The following is a 17618-nucleotide window of genomic DNA, read 5'->3' as shown; positions in this document are numbered from 1 at the left end:
TTCCCCTGCCTTTGAGACCGGAAGGGTCAGGCAGGGGCAAAAACGGATGGTGGATCAGGCCGAGACCTGTTGCAGATCCGGCGTCTCGCTCGGGGTGATCGAGCCGTCCTCGCCAACCATGATCAGCTCACCATGGGACAGCTGGTCGAGCCCTTTGCAGGCCACCAGCATCAGGATGTTCTTTTCCCGCGCGACAATCGCCATATGGCTAAGCCAGCCGCCCACCTCGCTGAGGACAGCGCCGGAGCGCTGGACATAAGGAAGCCAGGCCGGGTTGATCATGCGACATGCCAGGATGTCGCCGTCCTGAAACCCGTCAAAGACCTCCGGGCCGATGGCGGTTTCGTCTTCAACCCAGAACACGCGGGCCTCCACGGTGCCGCTGCCGGCGACACAGGTGCCGCCCAGATGCCCATCAGCGGACCCCGCCTGCACGCCGAGCGAGAGCAGCTCGCAGTCACGCAGGGTGAGGCTGACATCGGTTGGCGCCGAGGCCTTGCGCAGATCTTCGACGTGTTTGCGGCTGGCGGCGCGGTCTTTCAGCAGCTCAGGTCGGGTCCAGTCGCCGGTCATGATCTCTTCCATGGTCAGGTAGAAGATCAGATCCTCCAGCTCGGTGTCGATCCCCAGGGCCAGCAACGCCCGGCGCAGCTCCGCCAGAACCCGCAGTGCCTCGTGTTTGGCCTGTTCCTTGAGGTCCTGATAGGCGATCGCAAGCTCTAGCGTGTCGCGCAGATCTTCCGGCAGGTTTGCCGGAGTGGCCACGGTGCCGCTGATCGGCTCAACCGAACTGTCGAGCAGGGAGGCCAGCAGGCCGGGCGCTTCGCTATAGCGGGGTGCCGACAGTTCGTAATCAAAGATCGAGCGATGCCCCATCAGCAACTGCGCATGGGTTTCTGCATTGGCACCGATACAGGAGGCCAGCAGGCTGGACGGGGCGTGGGGCAGTTCGGCGTGCATCAGGTGGGCGCGCAGGGCCGGATCGCCTGCGGCGGCGGCGCTGGCTTCGCCCATGGTAAAGCCAGCGACAATATTCACCTTCTCCGCCTCGACATAGATGTCGGTGACAAAGAGATCGCGCAGGGTCGCAATCGCCTCAAGCTGTTTCTGGCGGGGCAGGGCGGTGTAGTCCACAGCCTGCCAGAACGCCAGCTGATCGGTGAGCTGGGGCAGCACCTCCTCGCGCATGTGGGTGATCATCGGGCGGGCCTGCCTGCGCAGCTGCTTGGCCTTGGCGGCGGTCAGTTTCAGCGTCATCTGCTCTTTTAGGCCGACATCGACGTAGGTCTTGCCAAAGAGGTTCACCAGATGACCCGCCCGGCCTTCCGGCAGGTTATAGGGGACGCTCAAGGCGCGGCAGGCCAGATCGACGCTGCCGCCCGGCGCCCAGAGGCTGCCCATCAGCGAGAAAGACAGCGGGGTCGGGCGCGGCAGCACTTCGGACATCTCATCCTGTTCCAGCAGCGGCTTGTCCGGATCCACCCCGGCGTAATGGTCCAGCAGATCGCGCCATTCCTGAAGCCGGATCCGCTCAGCTTCGGTTCCAAGCGACAGGGTGGTGATGTCGCGGCTTTGCACGATCTGGAACTGGCCGTTTGCATAGGCCCATTCCACATCCTGCGGGCAGCCAAAGGTCTCCTCGATCTGGCGGCCAAGCGCCAGCAGCGGCGCCATGTCCAGCGTCTGGTCCTGATCTTCCGCCGCAGGCAAGCCCGAATAGCGGCCAAAGCGTAAAGACGTCGGGGTGACGCGGCCAGAGACCAGATCCTCGCCGCAGCCTTCGACCCATTCGATCATGCACATGCCGGGGGCCATCGGATCCTGGGTGAAGAGAACGCCGGCGTAGTCTGCCTGCACCATTTCCTGCACTACGATGTTGCCCTGATCGGTGCTGTCGCCCTCGCCCGAATAGCTGGCGGCGCGCTCGGACGAGAAGCTGGTCACAACTTCATCCAAGGCGGCGCGCATGGTCTCCGCGGTGACGTCCAGCACGGATTCGAACACTCCAGCAAAACTCTGGTCAGCGCCATCTTCGTTGCTGGCCGAGGAGCGCACGGCGACCGGCTTGCCGCCAGCCAGCCGATAAACATATGCGGCAAATGCGTCTTTTCGGGCGTCGGGCATCTCGCGATAATCGTGAATTGCATCGGAGCGCAAGACCACGCCGCCCGGCACCGGTAGCCCTGCGTTTTTGAGAATGGACAGGCGCAGCGCCTTATTGCCGGCGTGCTCCAGCTCCTCGGTGTAGCCCATTGGGATCACACCGCGCGGCAGTTTGGCGAGGCGGCGCTTGTGGGCGCGCAGCGACAGCGCCTCAGCCAGTTTGCGGTGCATGCCGGTGACATAGGCGCGCTGCATCAGCAAGAGCGTCAGGCTGAAGCAGAGATAGGCATTGGCGGCGCCCGAGAGGCTGAACACCATGGCAAAGAGCGCGGGCATGCCCAGCACCATCCACAGGGTTTTCTGGCGCTTGGTCTTGGCCACGGCCCACAGCAGATAGATGGCGGCGAGGGCGCAGAACAGCACCGGCATGATGAACAGAGGATCGGGCGCTCCGAGATCCGCCATCCACAGGAACGGGGTCTGAAGGCTGGCGCTGGCCTCTTGCGCGGCGGAGACGCCCAGCATCATCACCGGCAGGAACAGCAGCGCGGTGAGGTTCTTCATCGGCGTCAGGCCCTTGTCCTTGTAGAATGCCTGCACCGCGCGCGCCTTGCGCACCGGGTCATGGGCCAGTTTTTCCTTCAGCGCCTTCATCTCATCGGCGGTCTCACTGGTGGTGATCTGGTCGCGTTCAGATTTCAACGCCACTGGCAGGATCATGATCCGGGTGATCAGGGAGAGGGCGAGCAGACCCAGCAGGATATGGCTGCGCTCATGCACCCAGAGCAGCGCGGCGGCCAGCGCCGAGATCGCCTTGTCCCAGAGGCCGCTTTGCTGATCGGCAAGCCAGGCCTGCACATGAGGCTTCGGCTTGGGGGCTACAAAATACTCCCATGGCAGGGTGTAGCGGCCACGGAAATTGAACCCTTTCTGCGACAGCTCCAGCCCCAAAACCTGGCTCATGAAACAGCTGCGACGGTCGTAGCAGGCCGCCAGCGTTGGTTTGGTCGGATCAAGTTCACTGATGCGCTGCATCAGATCGGCGGTTGTCATCTTGCGGATCGGAATGTTCACCGCGCCGGGAAGGTGGCCCGCCTCAAAATCCCCGGGGTAGCGGGTATCGACGATCTGCAGGTCCTCGGTGTTCATCAACTCGGTGAAATCCGCAGTGCTGAGCAGCACATCACGACCGGGATATTCCGGAATGGCACGCAGGTCAGAGAGGGATTTCACGTCCTTGTCAGAGAACGCGCGCCCTTCGACAATCCATTTCTCGATTCCGCCGGCGATGAAGCTGCAGTCGATGCCCATCGCCGCCAGCTTGGCACAGGTTTCCGAGCTGCGGTTGCCGTTATGGCAGAACAGCACGACCTTCTGGCCGGGTTTGACCGGCTGGCTCTCGACGAAGTCCGGAAAACGGATATGGGTCGCGCCGGGCAGGGTGCCCATGGCGTTTTCGCCGGTTTCGCGGATGTCGTAGAACAATGTGTTGCCATCCTCCAACGCGGCGGCGGCGTCGGCTGTCGACATCGCAAGCGGATGATCTGACTGGCGCGCAAAACTTGTCTCTTTCAGCGCCGCGTCCTTGATCTTGGTTCCGTCAAACTGCGCCGGCCGCATGAGGGTTGCCTGCAGGCGCGCCTGCTCCGCCGCCCGCTGGCTGCTAAACTGCCAGTAATTCATAAGGGCCAGTGTCAGCGCCGCCAGCACCAGACCGGTGATCAATCGGACCGGATAACGTGTTGCCACCGCAGTGCTCTTCGGCTTCAGACCAAGCTTCGCCGCAACCACCGCGCCGAGACCCGACATCATCGCGATCGCCACGGCCAGCACCTGCGACAGGGATGATACCGATCCGATCACCAGTTCCGGTGAGGGAATGGCCCAGGCAGCAGCGGGGGCGAAGCCGGAAAGAAGGGCGGCCGCAAGCAATAGGCGGGGAACGGGTCTGCGGGAAATTATGTGGTTTTTGATCACGGGAGGTCCTGCCGGGCTTCTGCCCGATCTTCAAATTTATGATGAATTTTATAAAAGAGCGCTGAAATCGTTACTGAAACGTTAATATTCATGCCACGCTCTGAGGCGAGCCGTAAAATTATTTATACTATTTCAGGGCCACTTAACCAAATTTTCTCACTATTCAGGGTAAACAGATGCGCGAGACCACCGATCGGGCAGCGCCTGGATTCAGACTGGAGACGATGATGCAAACCGCTTCGAAACATCATAATAAGCCAGCCGGCATGGGCCGCCTGTGGTTGGTATTCTGTGTCTGTCTGATGGCGCTGCTGGCGCCGATGACAGCACGCGCCGAAATTACCCTGACGTTTGGGACCTATGCCGCGGATAAACCGACGGTAACGGTTAAGAAATACCGCCCCTTCCTGACGTTCCTGTCGAACCGTCTGGGCGAGGTGCTGGGCGAAAAAGTTGTCATTCGGATGACAGTTGCCAAGGAATATCAAGAGGGTATCGACCAGCTCGCCAATGGCGAGGTGGATTTCGCGCGTTTCGGTCCGGCCTCTTATGTGCATGTGATGAAACAGAACCCCGACATCAGGATCGTTGCCATGGAATCCAAGAAGGGGCGCAAGCGTTTTAAGGGTGTGATCGTCGTGCATCGCGACAGCACCATCACTCAACTGTCGGATCTTGCGGGGCTCAGCTTTGCCTTCGGGGATGAGTTGTCGACGATCGGGCGCTACCTCGCCCAAAGCCAGCTGCTTGAGGCCGGGATCGACAGCGGTGATCTGCATACCTATGAGTACCTCGGCCGCCACGATCTGGTGGGGGAGGCAGTTGGCGCCGGAAAATTCACGGCAGGTGCCCTGAAAGAGAGCACCTACAAGAAACTGATCGCCAAAGGGGTGCCGATTCGGATCTTGGCGAGCTTTGATAATGTGACAAAACCCTGGCTTGCATCCTCGACCCTCTCGGAGGAGGTGCTGCTGGCCATGCGGGAGATCATGCTGTCGTCAGAAAATGAAGAGATCGTGCGCCGAGTGTCCAAAAACGGCTTTCTTCAGGGGGCCGACTCCGACTACGACCTGATCCGCGATGCGATGGAGCAGAGCCAGGCATTTTAGCGTCGTCACCGAGGTCTCCTATGAAACGTACGGGCATACTCTTTCAGATCGTCTTGTCATTGTCGCTGGCTGCCCTGTTGGTGGCGGTGGCGATCGGCGATGTTGCGCGTCGCTACGAGACCCGCAACCTGCAGGACCAATTGAAAGAGCAGGCTGAGCTGACCATCTCGTTGCTGAGCGGGCTGATGCTTGAATCGATCATCGTCGAAGATGTGCCGGTGCTGGAAACCGGATTGACCGAGGCGATTACCCGCAATCCCAAACTCCTGAAGATCCAGATCCAGGATAGCGCGGGTACTCCGATCGCGGAGGCGGGCCGTACGGATCAGGTGGGGCCGGATGACTTTGTGATGTATGACCGCCCGATCACGCTCGACGGGTTCGATTTTGGCAATATGGTTGTTCACTGGTCTACCCGTGAGGGGCAGGCAATGGTTCAGCACAAGGTCAGCCAGACCATCATGTGGACGGTGGTGGCCGTGGCAGTGCTGTCCATTCTGGTGCTGATACTGGTGAGCGTGCTGGCATTGCGCCCATTGCAGATCATTCACCAGCGCATGTCGGATGCGATCGCCGGCTTGTCGAACCGGCAGGCCCGGCTGCCCTGGTTTGCCTCGCGCGAGTTTCGGGCCTTGGATTTCTCCGTCGGTGTGCTTGAGGATACCTTTGAAGAGCGGGACGAGCGTGAGTACGCATTGGATGAGGCGCGGAAATCGGCTGATATCGCCAACCGGGCCAAATCCGAATTTCTGGCCAATATGTCCCATGAAATCCGCACTCCGATGAATGGCGTCATCGGCATGGCGGAACTGATCCTGGAGACGGATCTGGACGAAGACCAGACCATGTATGCCGAGACGATTGCCAAGTCTGGCTCGGCGCTGCTGACGATCATCAACGACATTCTGAATTTTTCGAAGATCGAGGCGGGCAAGATGGAGCTGGACCGCGCGCCCTTCAACTTGCAGACCGCAATTGAGGACGTCGTGACACTGTTGTCGCCCAAAGCCGCAGAGAAGAATGTCGAGGTGACACTTCGCTATGATCCGAACCTGCCGGAATGTTACGACGGCGACGTTGGTCGTATCCGCCAGATCCTGACCAATGTGGCGGGTAACGCGGTGAAGTTCACCGGCAGCGGCTATGTGTATATCGAGGTCTCAGGCGAGTCTGAGGATGGCTACACGGATCTGCGTATTTCGGTCACCGATACCGGCACCGGCATACCGGAGGACCGGCTGGACCTGATTTTCAATGCCTTTGAGCAGGCCGACGGAGCCGCGACCCGCAATTATGAGGGCACCGGACTGGGCCTTGCGATATCCACGCGCTTGCTTGCGCTGATGGGCGGTCGGATCTCTGTGCGGTCGGAACTGGGCAAGGGCTCGGTGTTCACCATTGAGCTGCCACTGCGGATCCGGCCCAACCAGCCGAAGCCTGCTCAGGATGAGCGGGATTTCAAGGGGCTGCGGGCACTGGTTGTTGATGATCTGGAACTCAACAGGATTATTCTGACTGAGCGGTTGGCGACCTGGGGGGTGAAAAGCATCGCCGCCGGATCGGCCCATCAGGCGCTGGAGATTCTGCTGGATGCACGCCACGACGGTGTGCGTTTCGACGTCATTCTGCAAGATTTCCAGATGCCGGGGATGGATGGGAAAGAGCTGGCAGAGCGGATCCGAGATATCCCGGAATATCGCGATCTGCCGATCGTTATCCTGTCCTCGGTTGAAAATACGCTGGACCGGGCAGCACGGGAACATCTGGGTCGCTGCGAAGTTGCGCTGAAGCCACTGCGCGCGGCGCAGCTCCAGTCGGTTATGAGCCGGGTGCTCGAGATACCCGCCGATGCGCCTCAGGACACGGTTCAGCCACCGGTCGCGGATGATATGGAGGCCATACCGCAGGTGAAACTGCTGCTGGCGGAGGACAATCGAACCAACCAGCTCGTCGTATCACGCATGTTGAAGGCGGCTCCCATCGAAGTCTTGATCGCCGCGAATGGTGAGGAGGCGGTGACCATGTTTGCGGAACACCAGCCGGATATCGTGCTGATGGATATGATGATGCCGGTCAAAGACGGGATAGATGCGACGGCTGAAATCCGTCAGCTCGAACGGGAGCAGGGGATGCGCCGCTGTCCGGTCGTCGCGTTGACGGCAAATGCCCTGCAGTCCCACCGCGAGGAATGCCTTGCCGCAGGCATGGATGACTTCCTGAGCAAACCGATCAATAAGAAGGCCCTGCTTGGAGCGGTAAGCAAATGGGTGGAATGCGGCCCGTTGCTGAAGACCGGAACCTGACGCCACCTGATGGCACCGGGCGCCAGCCGACAGAACCGCCGCGATCAGGCAATAACCCCCTGGTTGACGGCGACCGATTGCTGATCCGGCCTGCGGTGTTTGCTGATGAGGGTTTCCTGGCGCATATTCCTGGTGCTGCGGTGTTGCCTCAGGCTCGGCTGAAGAGCTGTTTGAGGCTCGACAGGGCAAACAGGCTCGCGGCGAGGCAGACAATTGTCGGCCCGGTGGGCGTGTCGAACATGAACGCCAGTTGCAATCCGCCCAACGCCGAGATCGCGCCCGTGATGGCTGCAATCACCGTCATGCGTTCCGGTGTCGCGGCAAACGGGCGCGCGGTGGCGGCCGGGATGATCAGCATGGCTGCAATCAGCAGAACGCCGACAACCTTGATCGCTACGGCGACCACAACCGCCAGCGCCAGGGTCAGCACCAGTTGTTCGCGGCGCGGATCAATGCCTGCGGCGTAGGCCAGATCCGGGTTCAAGGTCGCGGTCAGCAAGGCGGACCAACGCCACCACAACAGGGCCACAACAAGGATTGCGCCGCCCCAGATGATCATGAGATCCTGACCATTGACCGCAAGGATATCGCCGAAGAGATAGGCCATCAGATCCAGCCGTACACCATGCAGGAAAGAGACGGCCACAAGACCAAATGCCAGCGATGAATGAGCGAGCACCCCGAGCAGCGTGTCAACGGCATAGCCCCGACCGCTGAGGGTTGAGACAACCGTCGCCATGATCAGTGCCATGGCAAGGACGCCGACAAAAATCGACGTGTCGAAGCTGAGCGCAATTGCGATGCCGAGGATGGACGCGTGGGCCGTGGCATCACCAAAATACGCCATCCGTCGCCAGACCACGAAACAGCCCAAAGGGGCCGCCGCAAGGGCAACACCGACGCCTGCAAAAGCGGCGCGGATCAGAAAGCTGTCGAAGATTGTCATGACTGTTGTCTCACCAGATCGGGCGTTGCAGGTTGCGGGTCATGCGCGTGATCATGACCGCAGCTGTGATCATGGGAATGATTGTGTTCGTGCCGGTATAGCGCCAGAGCGCCCTGTGTGCCGGTGCCGAACAGCGCCCGGTATTCCGGGGCGGAGGCGACATGCGCAGGCGCGCCTTCGCAACAGATATGACCGTTGAGGCAGATCACCCGGTCCGATGCGGCCATAACCACGTGTAATTCGTGACTGACCATCAGAATGGCGCAGCCCAGATCGCGGCGCAGCTGTTCAATCTGCTGGTAGAAGGCGGCTGATCCGGGCTGGTCCAGCCCCTGCGTGGCCTCATCAAGGATCAACAGCTGTGGATCGCACAGCAGGGCGCGCGCCAGCAGAACTCGCTGGAACTGACCTCCCGAAAGACCGGTCATCTGGCGTTTCATCAGCTGCCCGGCGCCCGCTTGCTCCAGCGCTGTTCGTGCTGCGGCGTCGGTCACGGGGCTGGGCAGGCTCAGGAAGCGGCGCACTGTCAGCGGGAGCGTCGGGTCGATATGCAGTTTTTGCGGCACATAGCCGATCCTAAGTCCCGGTGCCTTTGACACGGTGCCGCGGGTGGGACTCAGCGCGCCGATGATGGTGCGCAAAAAGGTCGATTTGCCGGAACCATTGGGGCCAACGATCGTGACAATCTCTCCGGGGTTAATGGCAAAGTCGACGTTGTGCAGCACGGGGTTGGCATTGTGGCGTACGGTGACGCCGTCCAGATTGACCAGTGTCATTGCGCGTCGTCCTGCTGGCATTTGGGGCACAGGCCCTCGGCCTCCATCACCGTCCGTTCGATCAGGAATCCTGCCTCGCGGGCGGCAGTTCCCAGACGACCGTTGGTGGTTTGCGAGGGGGCTTCGGCAACCGCGTTGCAGGTGCGGCAAATCATGAAGACCGGCGCGTGATCGTCGCCGGGATGGCTACAGGCCACAAAGGCGTTGAGTCGTTCGATCTTGTGCACAAAGCCGTTCTTCACCAGAAAATCCAAGGCGCGATAGGCGATTGGTGGCTGTGATCCAAGCCCTTCGTCGCGCAGGATGTCGAGCAGATCATAGGCGCCCATGGCGCGATGGGCCTGGAGCAGGATTTCCAGCACGCGGCGGCGTACCGGGGTGAATTGCAGGCCATGTGCACGGCAATGGGCATCTGCAACGGCGATACCGTCGTTTATGCAATGGCTGTGGTCGTGCGCATGAAATCCGATGGGGTCCATCTGAGGCTCCGTTGGGCGGTCTCTCTTTCGGGGTTGATATGTTATGTTATGACGTTTATCAACCGCCGTAATGTTATACAATTACATGAGGTCATCATGGGACATCTCCGCTATCTTGCAATTGCCGCAACTGTCTGTACCACAGCGACGACAGCTCTCGCCGAGGTTCCGACGGTCGCGGCTGATATCACGCCAGTCCATGGCCTCGTCTCGCGGGTGATGCAGGGGGTTGGTGCCCCTGAGCTTGTGGTGCCGCCCGGCGCTTCGCCGCATAGCCACGCGATGCGCCCCTCCGAAGCGCGGGCATTGGATCAGGCGAATCTGGTGTTCTGGGTTGGCCCGAGGCTGACCCCATGGTTGGAGGGGCCTATCGCGACGCTGGCCTCTGACGCCACGGTTATTTCCCTGCTTGAGGCTGACACAACGCGGCAGCTGACGGTGCGTGACACAGTTCAGTTCGGGCGCGGTGATCACGATGAGCACGCAGAAGAACACTCCGATGACCATCATGAGGGGCATGGGGATGACCACAATGATGCCCATCACGATGAGGAGGGGCACGACGATCACAGCCACAGGCACGAGCCGGGAAGCCTGGATCCGCATGCCTGGTTGATGGCGGAGAACGGCAGCGCCTGGTTGCAGGTCATCGCCGAGGCCCTGGCTGACGCCGATCCCGACAATGAAGCGCTATACCTGCGGAACGCCGCAGAGGGGCAGGCTGAAATTGCGGCGGCGACCGCTGAAATCTCCGCCAAACTGACCCCGGTTGCGGGCAAGCCGTTTGTGGTTTTTCACGATGCTTATCAGTATTTTGAAACCGGGTTCGGTGTTCAGGCCGCCGGTGCGATCTCGCTCAGCGATGCCTCTGATCCAAGCCCGGCGCGGATCGCGGAGATTCGCGCGACGGTCCAAGAGATGAAAGTGCAATGTGTGCTGTCAGAGCCGCAGTTTAACCCGGGCCTGGTTGCGACGGTTCTGGACGGTACGAAGGCGCGCACAGCTGTTGTTGATCCACTGGGTGTAACGCTGGATCTTGGCCCGGATTTCTATCCGAAGCTTCTGACATCTGTCGGGGCGGCCATCGCCAGCTGCTATTGATCAGCAGCTGGCGATCTTGAGCCCGAGCGTTCGGCCAACAGATGGATCAGCGTGGCCCCTGTTTCGTAATAGGCGCCACGCAAACCTGCGAAGGGCAACCGGTGATGGTGGCTCAATGGGACTGGCAGCTGGGATGGGTCTTCACCAATCAGCGCGTCTGCCATGCGTCTGCCAAAGAGCGTGCCGGGACCGATGCCCCGGCCCGAATATCCAAAACAGGCAAACCCTTGACCAAGATCTATAATCTTGGGGATGTGCTCCGTTGTCATGGCGATTTTGCCTGCCCATTGCGTCTCGAGCGGGTAGTCTGCAAGAGCAGGGAACATGCGCGCCAGTTTGCGCCGCAACCAGTTGCTGTGCACACGGCCGGCTGGGTGTGAGAGTTCCCCCATGCCGCCGATGATCAGCCTCCCCGCACGGTCGCGGCGCCAGGAAGACATGATCAAACCCGTGTCCCAGCAGCCTTCGCCCTGCGGTAGGATCTCGTTGGCCAAATCATCGGGCAGCGGCGCTGTTGCCGCCTGAAAATAGCTGACCGGAATAGACGCCGGTGCTGCGTAGCCCGCGATGGGTTGCGGATAGGCATTGGTCGCCATGATCAGATGTCTGGCGCGCACCGTGCCACCGGGCGTCGCGACGAGCCAGCCAGTGGCGTGACGGTCAAGAGTCACGACCGGAGACTGGGCGTGCAGACGGGCCCCCTGGGCCATCGCGGCGCGGGCCAATCCGATGGCATAGGCCAGCGGTTGAATCGTGCCGGCACGGGGGTCGAACAACGCGCCATGGACCGCGTTGCTGCCGACCCGAGCAATTGCTTCGCTGCGCGACAGCAATCTGACCGGAGCGCCAATCGCAGCCAGCTGTCGGTGGCGATTGTGCAGATCCTTCAACCCAGAGGGCGCATGGGCGCAATGCAATGTTCCATTATGGACCGGTTCACAGTCGATCTGATGGGTCTTGATCAGATCAAAGACAGCTGCGGGCGCTGCTGCCAGCAGCTCCGAAAGCCGCGCGCCAGCCACAGTTCCCAGTGCGGCGTTGATCTCTTCTGGCGGCAGCCAGAGACCGGCGTTGACCAGACCGACATTCCGCCCGGATCCGCCTGCGCCAAAGCTATCGGCCTCCAGCAGGCAGACATCAGCACCCATCTCTGCCGCGCGCAAAGCGGCGGAGCAGCCGGTGTAGCCGCCGCCGATGACAACGAGATCGGCCGAAACCTCGCCGGTCAAAGCGGGGGCCGAGAGCCCCTCGCGGGTGGTTTCCTGCCAGAGGCTGCGACCCGGCTCGTGCGTCATGACCGACGGCCTTCAACCTCGGGAGACGTCGTCTCGATTGTCTGGTGTTGCATTTGCGCCTCCCTCCTTGGCGTGACGGGTGTCGGACACCGTTTGCTGATGGCCTGTCACCCTTCGGGCATACCGCAGCGACTGGCCTCTGCCGAGAGAAATCAGCAGAGCGCACACGGTTTACCGTGAGATTTCATGCGGCATATGTTTGCCCATGTGCGCACCGCCCACGTCCTCGGGTGCAACGGACACGGATTTAACGATAGCATGGCACTGTGTCCCAACCGCGAGGTTCAGCGCAGCGGCAGATCGTCGGGTGACCCGCGCCAACAGGGCGCCGGCGGGCGTCTGCAATGATATCATAATACCCGGTCCCCCGCCGCTGCGCAGGGCGGTGATCCGGCCCGGAAGAATGTTCAGCGCAGACAGGCCGATGGGGCGCTCACGCGAGAGGATCACCTCGTGTGCCGATATTCGCACACGCACGGTTTGACCCGGCGGATGTGGCACCTGCGGCAGGAACAGCGCAATGCCACCGGCATTCAGTTGGCTCAGCCCATCTGGATGATGCTGCTCAACGACGGCCTGAAGGATAGCGCCCGCGCCGCGCACGCCGGTCGGCATGATGGCCGGGTCAGCGAGGACAACATCGGCAGGACCAACGCGACTGCATTTTCCATCCTGCAGGGCGACCACTGTCGTTGCCAGGCGGGCAACCTCGGCAACGGAATGAGTCACATAGAGTATCGGCACCGAGAATTCGTCGCGCAGCCGCTCAAGATAGGGCAGGATCTCTGCCTTTCGCGCCTCGTCCAACGCGGCAAGAGGCTCATCCGCCAGTATCATGTCCGGTGCGGCCAGCAATGCACGGCCAATGGCCACGCGCTGTTTCTCGCCCCCGGAGAGATGTGTCGGGTGGCGTTTCAGCAGCCCGCCCAGCCCTAGCATGTCGACCACGGTGTCAAATGGCGCTGCCTTACGGTTCTTGCCGATAAACCGTTGACCGTAAGAGAGGTTTTTTGCCACCGTCATATGCGGGAAGAGCCGGGCATCCTGAAAGATATAACCGATGCGGCGCCGATGAGGCGGGATGTTGATGTCGGCACCGGTGTCCAGAACAATGCGATCCTTTACGCGGATCTTGCCAGTGGCCGGTTTCAAAAGACCTGCGACCGCGTTTGTGACGGTGGTTTTCCCGGCGCCTGAGCGGCCAAACAGGACGGTCACCCCGGCCGGCGCTGCAAAATCGACATCAACGGCAAGTTGCCCCAGTTGATGGGTGAGCTTGACCTCTAGCATGTGGCGCCCCGCACACGTTTTGCCACCCGTCGCGCCAGCCATTCTGAGGCTAGCAAAGCTGCCATGGCGATGACAACGGAGACGATCACCAGACGCAGCGCGGCATTTTCACCGCCAGGAACCTGCAGGAAGGCGTAGATCGCCGAGGGAATGGTCCGCGTCTGGCCGGGGATGTTGGAGACGAAGGTGATTGTTGCTCCAAACTCGCCCATCGCCTTGGCAAAGCCAAGCACAGCACCCGCAAGCACGCCGGGCAGGATCAGGGGCAGAGTGATGGTCACGAAAACCCAGAACCGCGATGCGCCAAGCGTTGCAGCGGCCTGTTCCAATCTTGGATCTACGGCCTCCAGCGACAGGCGCATGGCGCGCACCATCAGCGGGAACCCCATGATCGCGGCGGCGAGCGCAGCGCCGGTCCAGCGAAAGGCAAATGTGATCCCGACCGCATTCAAGGCCGTGCCGACCGGGCTGGGGCCACTGAACATAATCAACAGAATGTAGCCGGTCACCACCGGTGGCAGGATCAGGGGCAGATGGACCACCCCGTTCAGCAGGGCCTTGCCCCGAAACTGCCCGCGCGCCAGCGCCAGCGCCACCATCAGCCCCAGAGGAAGCGACAGCAGGGTTGCCCAGAACGACACTTTCAAGGACAGGGCGACCGCCTGCCATTCCTCGGGACCAAGCCACTGCATGTCGAAGGATCACTCCACTAGAACGGTGAAACCTTGCCCGACAAAGATGTCTTTCGCAATCGGGCTGCTTAAGAAGGTGAGGAAATCCATGGCCTTCTGCCCATTGTGGGTTGCCGCGGCAGGGTAGACTATCGGCCCGTGGCTGTCTGCGGGGAACCGGTCAATGACGGTAACGTCGCTCACTCCGATAATGTCGGAGCCGTAGACGATGCCAAGCCCGGCCGCTCCACGGCGGACAAGCGCCAGGGCTGCCCGAACATTGTCTGTCTGGGCAATATGTGGGTGCAATTGATCCCAGAGCCCGAGGTGCTGCAACGCGGATTTGCCGTAGATGCCTGCTGGCACCGCATCAACCAACGCCATCGCCAGCGGGCGATCCTGGACCTGTTCCAGAAGCCCTGACCCGTCGTTCAATGACAGCGCGTCACTCTTTTGTTGTGCGGCGGCGGGTGCAATCAGGAGCAGAGAGTTGCCGAGCAGATCGAACCGGGTATCCGCAGCAATCAGGTCTTGGCTCTGGGCCCAGTCCATCCAGGCTGCGTTGGCAGAAATGAAGACATCCGCCGGTGCACCATATTGCAGCTGCCGGGCCAGAAGGGAGGACCCGGCCAGGGACAGATCAACGGCGATGCCGGTTTGCTCCTCATAGACCTGCGATATCTGCTCCAACGCGGTTTTGAGACTGGCTGCGCCAAAGATGGTCAACCGATCGGCCAATGCTGCCCGGGGCAGCACGAAGGTGAGGGCAAGGGCAAGGCAAGCAACGCACCGAATTATCCACGATCCCAGACCCTTGGGCAGGGTGAACTGCTGGTTGTGTTGCACGGTAGATCCTGTCGTCGGATGACACATTGGATCATAGCGGCTCATCCGGGCAGGCTGCAAGGCGCAAGAGGGTTGGTAAAGCCTCAACCCGTGACCAAAAAGAAGGGCCCGAAACTAGCGGACCCTTCCTGAAATTTCTGGCGATTGCGGACACGGGACACAGGCGTGTTGCCCGTCCCTTTCTGCCTTAGAACAGCGTCACTGCGCCAACTTCTGCCGCAGGCTTGGCAGCCGGTGCCGGACGTGCCGCGACCCGTTCCTGTTCGCCCAGACGCCGATCATCCTTCACCTGTGTCTGCTGTGCAGCACCCGAAACAGCGTGGAAGCGGACCCGTCGTGCCGAGGTTCCACCGACGCTGGAGGAGACAACAGCGATGCCCTCATCCCTCAGAAAGCGCTGGACAAAATCCGCATTTGAGGCCCCGATATCGGAGAGGTTGGCCGACATCTTGGCGCCGCCAAAGACCTTTGCCTTCAGGTTTTCGCGGCGAGCGCCCTTTTTCATGATGCCGTTGATCAGCAGTTCCATCGCGTGGATCCCATAGCGGGCATTGACGCTATCGCTGGCCGTCGAGGAGGCCAGCAGGAAATGGTTCATGCCGCCGACGCCCACTTGGTCATCGTAGATACATGCCGCGATACAGGACCCAAGCACGGTAGAGAAGACCACGGTTGGTGATGTCGATACGCGATACTCGCCCTGTAGGACGGTCACCGTGGTGGAGTTAGCAAATACGCTCAAGGTGATTTCCTTCCCAGTTATCTGTCAGGTCTTGCAAGCCTGAATCAATGTTCCGGCCATTCGCGCAAGCGAGACCTGTTGCTGCGCGGCGCCCATTTCCCAGGCGACACGTGGCATCCCGTAGACGACGCTGCTTTTTTCGTCCTGAGCAAAGGTTTTCGCCCCAGCTTTGCGCAGTTCAAGCAGCCCTTGCGCCCCATCTTGGCCCATACCGGTTAAGATTGTCGCAACAACGCTCTTTGCCATCGGGACTGCGGACATAAAAAGCGCATCAACGGACGGCATGTGACCCGAAATCGGCGGGCCTTCCTTGAAGCGTGTGCGATAGGGTTTGCGAGGGGTGAGCCCCATGTGGCGGGGCTGCCCTGCGGCCACATATACATGGCCGGGCGACAAGTTCATATTGTCATCCGCAGACAGCACCTTTGCCGGACAGATGCGATCCAGAAGCGAGACCAGCCCGCGCCCAAAATTCTTGCCGGTGTGCTGAACAATCAATGTTGGCGGACAGTTTAGCGGAAATCCGACCAATACGCTGCGCAGGGCTTCGACACCGCCGGTGGATGAACCGATGAGGATGATCTTGTCGCTGCCGGGGCCTGCGGCAGCGGCAGTGCCCTTTTGCATGGGAGAGGCCTGATCACGTCGCGGGGCCTTGACCATCATGTCGAAGTAGCGGGCAAAATCACGCGGATTGTCGGATTTTGTGAGTTCGAAGATCCCGGCACCCACATCGAGCAGGGGGGATGAGCTGCGCGCCGGCGTCGATGTCTGGCTGTCCATCACAGATACCCAACGGATATCCAGCGCAGAGAACAGGGCCAGCATCATTTCGAATTCGGGCAGTTTGGTGAACCCATCTTCGACAAAGGCGAATGTGGGTTGCCCGGCTTCCGCCTGATTATAGGCCATCATCAGATTATTGGCCAAGAGCACTTGGAGGCCAGGATAGGTGGCCTCCATGTGGTGTTGTATGGTCTGCGCAAAACGCCGGTCCGTGGTGATGATCAATAGGCTCTGTGACAATGCTCATTCCGCTTGTTGCGTTCGGACAAGGGCCGAAGTGTTTCAGATGTAGGGGCGCCCGGTCCAACTACGGTCCGGGCGCCTTCCGCAGGATCAGAAATCCTGCCAGATGTCCCTGGCCGCGTTGCCATTGGTGCTGGCAGCTGCCGGTGCCGGTTGCGGTGTGACCGCCTCCAGATCCCAGTCGTCGCCATGGGCGCTGGGGGCAGAGGGCGCCTCGTCAGGAGCTTCGTCAAACGCCATGGTTGGCGGCTTCTGCATCGCTCCGGTCTGGCCTTCAGTCGATTTTGGCATGGGGGCTGTATTGCCGCGGGATTGAGCTGCGCCCGCCGCGACCCGGAAATGGGCGACCAGCTGGGCCAGCTTGGTGGCATCGGCATTGAGCATATGCCCGGCGGCAGTGGCCTCTTCGACCATGGCGGCGTTCTGCTGGGTGACCTGGTCAAGCTGGGTCACGCCGGTGTTGATCTCATGCAGACCGGTCGACTGTTCGCTGGCACCGGTTGCGATGCCCGAAACCAGTTTCGAGATATGCCCGACCCGCTCCACGATGCTTTGCAGCGCGTCGCCGGTTTTGCCCACCAGATCAACGCCCCGCTCCACCTGCTTGGTGCTGTCGCCGATCAGCGTCTTGATCTCCATCGCCGCATCCGAGGACCGCTGCGCCAGGGCGCGCACCTCGCTGGCGACCACGGCAAAGCCCTTGCCCGCCTCGCCGGCCCGCGCGGCCTCGACACCGGCGTTCAGCGCCAGGAGGTTGGTCTGGAAGGCGATGTCGTCAATCACGCCGATGATCTGCGAAATATGGGTCGAGGACTGCTCGATCTCGGTCATTGCGGAGACGGCGCTCTGCACCACGGTGCCACTTGTTTCGGCCTCCTGTTTGGCTTCCTGCATGATGCTTTCGACACTGCGGGCACCTTCGGCGGCGGATTTCACGCTGGCCGTCATCTC

General features: G+C 61.0%; 14 protein-coding genes. 3 read left to right on the top strand and 11 right to left on the bottom strand.

The annotated features are described in order from the left end of the window. Window positions 1-54: 54 nt before the first annotated feature. On the bottom strand, window positions 55-3915 hold the full coding sequence (locus VXL81_RS08805; RefSeq protein WP_416554041.1) for a PEP/pyruvate-binding domain-containing protein: 3861 nt from the start codon (window positions 3913-3915) through the stop codon (window positions 55-57). A 431-nt stretch (window positions 3916-4346) separates the two neighbouring features. Between VXL81_RS08805 and VXL81_RS08800 the strand changes: the two genes are divergently transcribed. Together VXL81_RS08800 and VXL81_RS08795 are read left to right on the top strand one after the other, a co-directional pair. After that, window positions 4347-5189, top strand: coding sequence for a PhnD/SsuA/transferrin family substrate-binding protein (locus VXL81_RS08800; RefSeq protein WP_416548366.1), 843 nt, complete (start codon window positions 4347-4349; stop codon window positions 5187-5189). Between the two features lie 20 nt (window positions 5190-5209). Continuing rightward, window positions 5210-7492 carry a response regulator gene (locus tag VXL81_RS08795; RefSeq protein WP_340547729.1) on the top strand — a complete coding sequence of 761 codons (2283 nt, stop codon included), beginning with the start codon at window positions 5210-5212 and terminating at the stop codon, window positions 7490-7492. Window positions 7493-7640: 148 nt separating this feature from the next. Here the strand turns inward: VXL81_RS08795 and VXL81_RS08790 are convergent, their stop codons facing one another. From VXL81_RS08790 to VXL81_RS08780, 3 genes are read right to left on the bottom strand one after another with little or no spacing between them, the layout of a single operon-like run. After that, window positions 7641-8438, bottom strand: coding sequence for a metal ABC transporter permease (locus tag VXL81_RS08790; RefSeq protein ID WP_340547728.1), 798 nt, complete (start codon window positions 8436-8438; stop codon window positions 7641-7643). Continuing rightward, window positions 8435-9214, bottom strand: coding sequence for a metal ABC transporter ATP-binding protein (locus VXL81_RS08785; RefSeq protein WP_340547727.1), 780 nt, complete (start codon window positions 9212-9214; stop codon window positions 8435-8437). Before VXL81_RS08785 ends, VXL81_RS08790 begins: the two co-directional genes overlap by 4 nt. Further along, a complete protein-coding gene (locus tag VXL81_RS08780) occupies window positions 9211-9693 on the bottom strand; it encodes a Fur family transcriptional regulator (protein ID WP_340547726.1) in 483 nt (160 codons plus the stop codon). Before VXL81_RS08780 ends, VXL81_RS08785 begins: the two co-directional genes overlap by 4 nt. A gap of 96 nt (window positions 9694-9789) precedes the next feature. Here VXL81_RS08780 and VXL81_RS08775 point away from each other — a divergent pair, with 96 nt between their 5' ends. After that, the gene (locus VXL81_RS08775) at window positions 9790-10794 is read left to right on the top strand and encodes a zinc ABC transporter substrate-binding protein (protein WP_416553818.1); all 1005 of its coding nucleotides are present in this window, start codon (window positions 9790-9792) and stop codon (window positions 10792-10794) included. On the opposite strand, the gene VXL81_RS08770 is transcribed toward VXL81_RS08775, so the two are convergent. The 7 genes from VXL81_RS08770 to VXL81_RS08740 all read right to left on the bottom strand — a co-directional run. Beyond that, window positions 10788-12089, bottom strand: coding sequence for an NAD(P)/FAD-dependent oxidoreductase (locus VXL81_RS08770; protein ID WP_416553816.1), 1302 nt, complete (start codon window positions 12087-12089; stop codon window positions 10788-10790). The two genes, VXL81_RS08775 and VXL81_RS08770, sit on opposite strands and share 7 nt — an antisense overlap. 171 nt (window positions 12090-12260) lie before the next feature. Then, on the bottom strand, window positions 12261-13379 hold the full coding sequence (gene modC / locus VXL81_RS08765; protein ID WP_416553814.1) for a molybdenum ABC transporter ATP-binding protein: 1119 nt from the start codon (window positions 13377-13379) through the stop codon (window positions 12261-12263). Beyond that, window positions 13373-14071 (bottom strand): molybdate ABC transporter permease subunit, encoded by a 699-nt coding sequence (gene modB, locus VXL81_RS08760; RefSeq protein ID WP_416553812.1) that lies wholly within the window; start codon window positions 14069-14071, stop codon window positions 13373-13375. The genes modC and modB overlap by 7 nt, the downstream gene beginning before the upstream one ends. A 9-nt stretch (window positions 14072-14080) precedes the next feature. After that, window positions 14081-14896 carry a molybdate ABC transporter substrate-binding protein gene (modA, locus tag VXL81_RS08755; RefSeq protein WP_416553810.1) on the bottom strand — a complete coding sequence of 272 codons (816 nt, stop codon included), beginning with the start codon at window positions 14894-14896 and terminating at the stop codon, window positions 14081-14083. Between the two features lie 187 nt (window positions 14897-15083). Further along, window positions 15084-15638: a chemotaxis protein CheD gene (locus tag VXL81_RS08750; RefSeq protein WP_416553808.1), complete on the bottom strand. Its 555-nt coding sequence runs from the start codon at window positions 15636-15638 to the stop codon at window positions 15084-15086. 24 nt (window positions 15639-15662) lie between these two features. Beyond that, window positions 15663-16601: a CheB methylesterase domain-containing protein gene (locus tag VXL81_RS08745; protein ID WP_340547745.1), complete on the bottom strand. Its 939-nt coding sequence runs from the start codon at window positions 16599-16601 to the stop codon at window positions 15663-15665. A 156-nt stretch (window positions 16602-16757) separates the two neighbouring features. Continuing rightward, window positions 16758-17618 (bottom strand): methyl-accepting chemotaxis protein (locus VXL81_RS08740; RefSeq protein ID WP_416553806.1); only part of this gene is annotated, 861 nt, incomplete at its 5' end.

It is taken from the genome of Phaeobacter sp. JH204B (genome assembly GCF_048055755.1).
GTDB classification, from domain to species: Bacteria; Pseudomonadota; Alphaproteobacteria; order Rhodobacterales; family Rhodobacteraceae; genus Phaeobacter; species Phaeobacter bryozoorum.
This window is presented reverse-complemented; position numbering and strand designations above follow the sequence as displayed.

What these genes read in the sequence shown, in the direction of transcription:
- VXL81_RS08805 (WP_416554041.1), bottom strand. Translation starts at nt 3,915, where the DNA reads ATGATGTCGGGTCTCGGCGCGGTGGTTGCGGCGAAGCTTGGTCTGAAG.
- VXL81_RS08800 (WP_416548366.1), top strand. Translation starts at nt 4,347, where the DNA reads ATGGGCCGCCTGTGGTTGGTATTCTGTGTCTGTCTGATGGCGCTGCTG.
- VXL81_RS08795 (WP_340547729.1), top strand. Translation starts at nt 5,210, where the DNA reads ATGAAACGTACGGGCATACTCTTTCAGATCGTCTTGTCATTGTCGCTG.
- VXL81_RS08790 (WP_340547728.1), bottom strand. Translation starts at nt 8,438, where the DNA reads ATGACAATCTTCGACAGCTTTCTGATCCGCGCCGCTTTTGCAGGCGTC.
- VXL81_RS08785 (WP_340547727.1), bottom strand. Translation starts at nt 9,214, where the DNA reads ATGACACTGGTCAATCTGGACGGCGTCACCGTACGCCACAATGCCAAC.
- VXL81_RS08780 (WP_340547726.1), bottom strand. Translation starts at nt 9,693, where the DNA reads ATGGACCCCATCGGATTTCATGCGCACGACCACAGCCATTGCATAAAC.
- VXL81_RS08775 (WP_416553818.1), top strand. Translation starts at nt 9,790, where the DNA reads ATGGGACATCTCCGCTATCTTGCAATTGCCGCAACTGTCTGTACCACA.
- VXL81_RS08770 (WP_416553816.1), bottom strand. Translation starts at nt 12,089, where the DNA reads ATGACGCACGAGCCGGGTCGCAGCCTCTGGCAGGAAACCACCCGCGAG.
- modC (WP_416553814.1), bottom strand. Translation starts at nt 13,379, where the DNA reads ATGCTAGAGGTCAAGCTCACCCATCAACTGGGGCAACTTGCCGTTGAT.
- modB (WP_416553812.1), bottom strand. Translation starts at nt 14,071, where the DNA reads ATGCAGTGGCTTGGTCCCGAGGAATGGCAGGCGGTCGCCCTGTCCTTG.
- VXL81_RS08745 (WP_340547745.1), bottom strand. Translation starts at nt 16,601, where the DNA reads ATGGAGGCCACCTATCCTGGCCTCCAAGTGCTCTTGGCCAATAATCTG.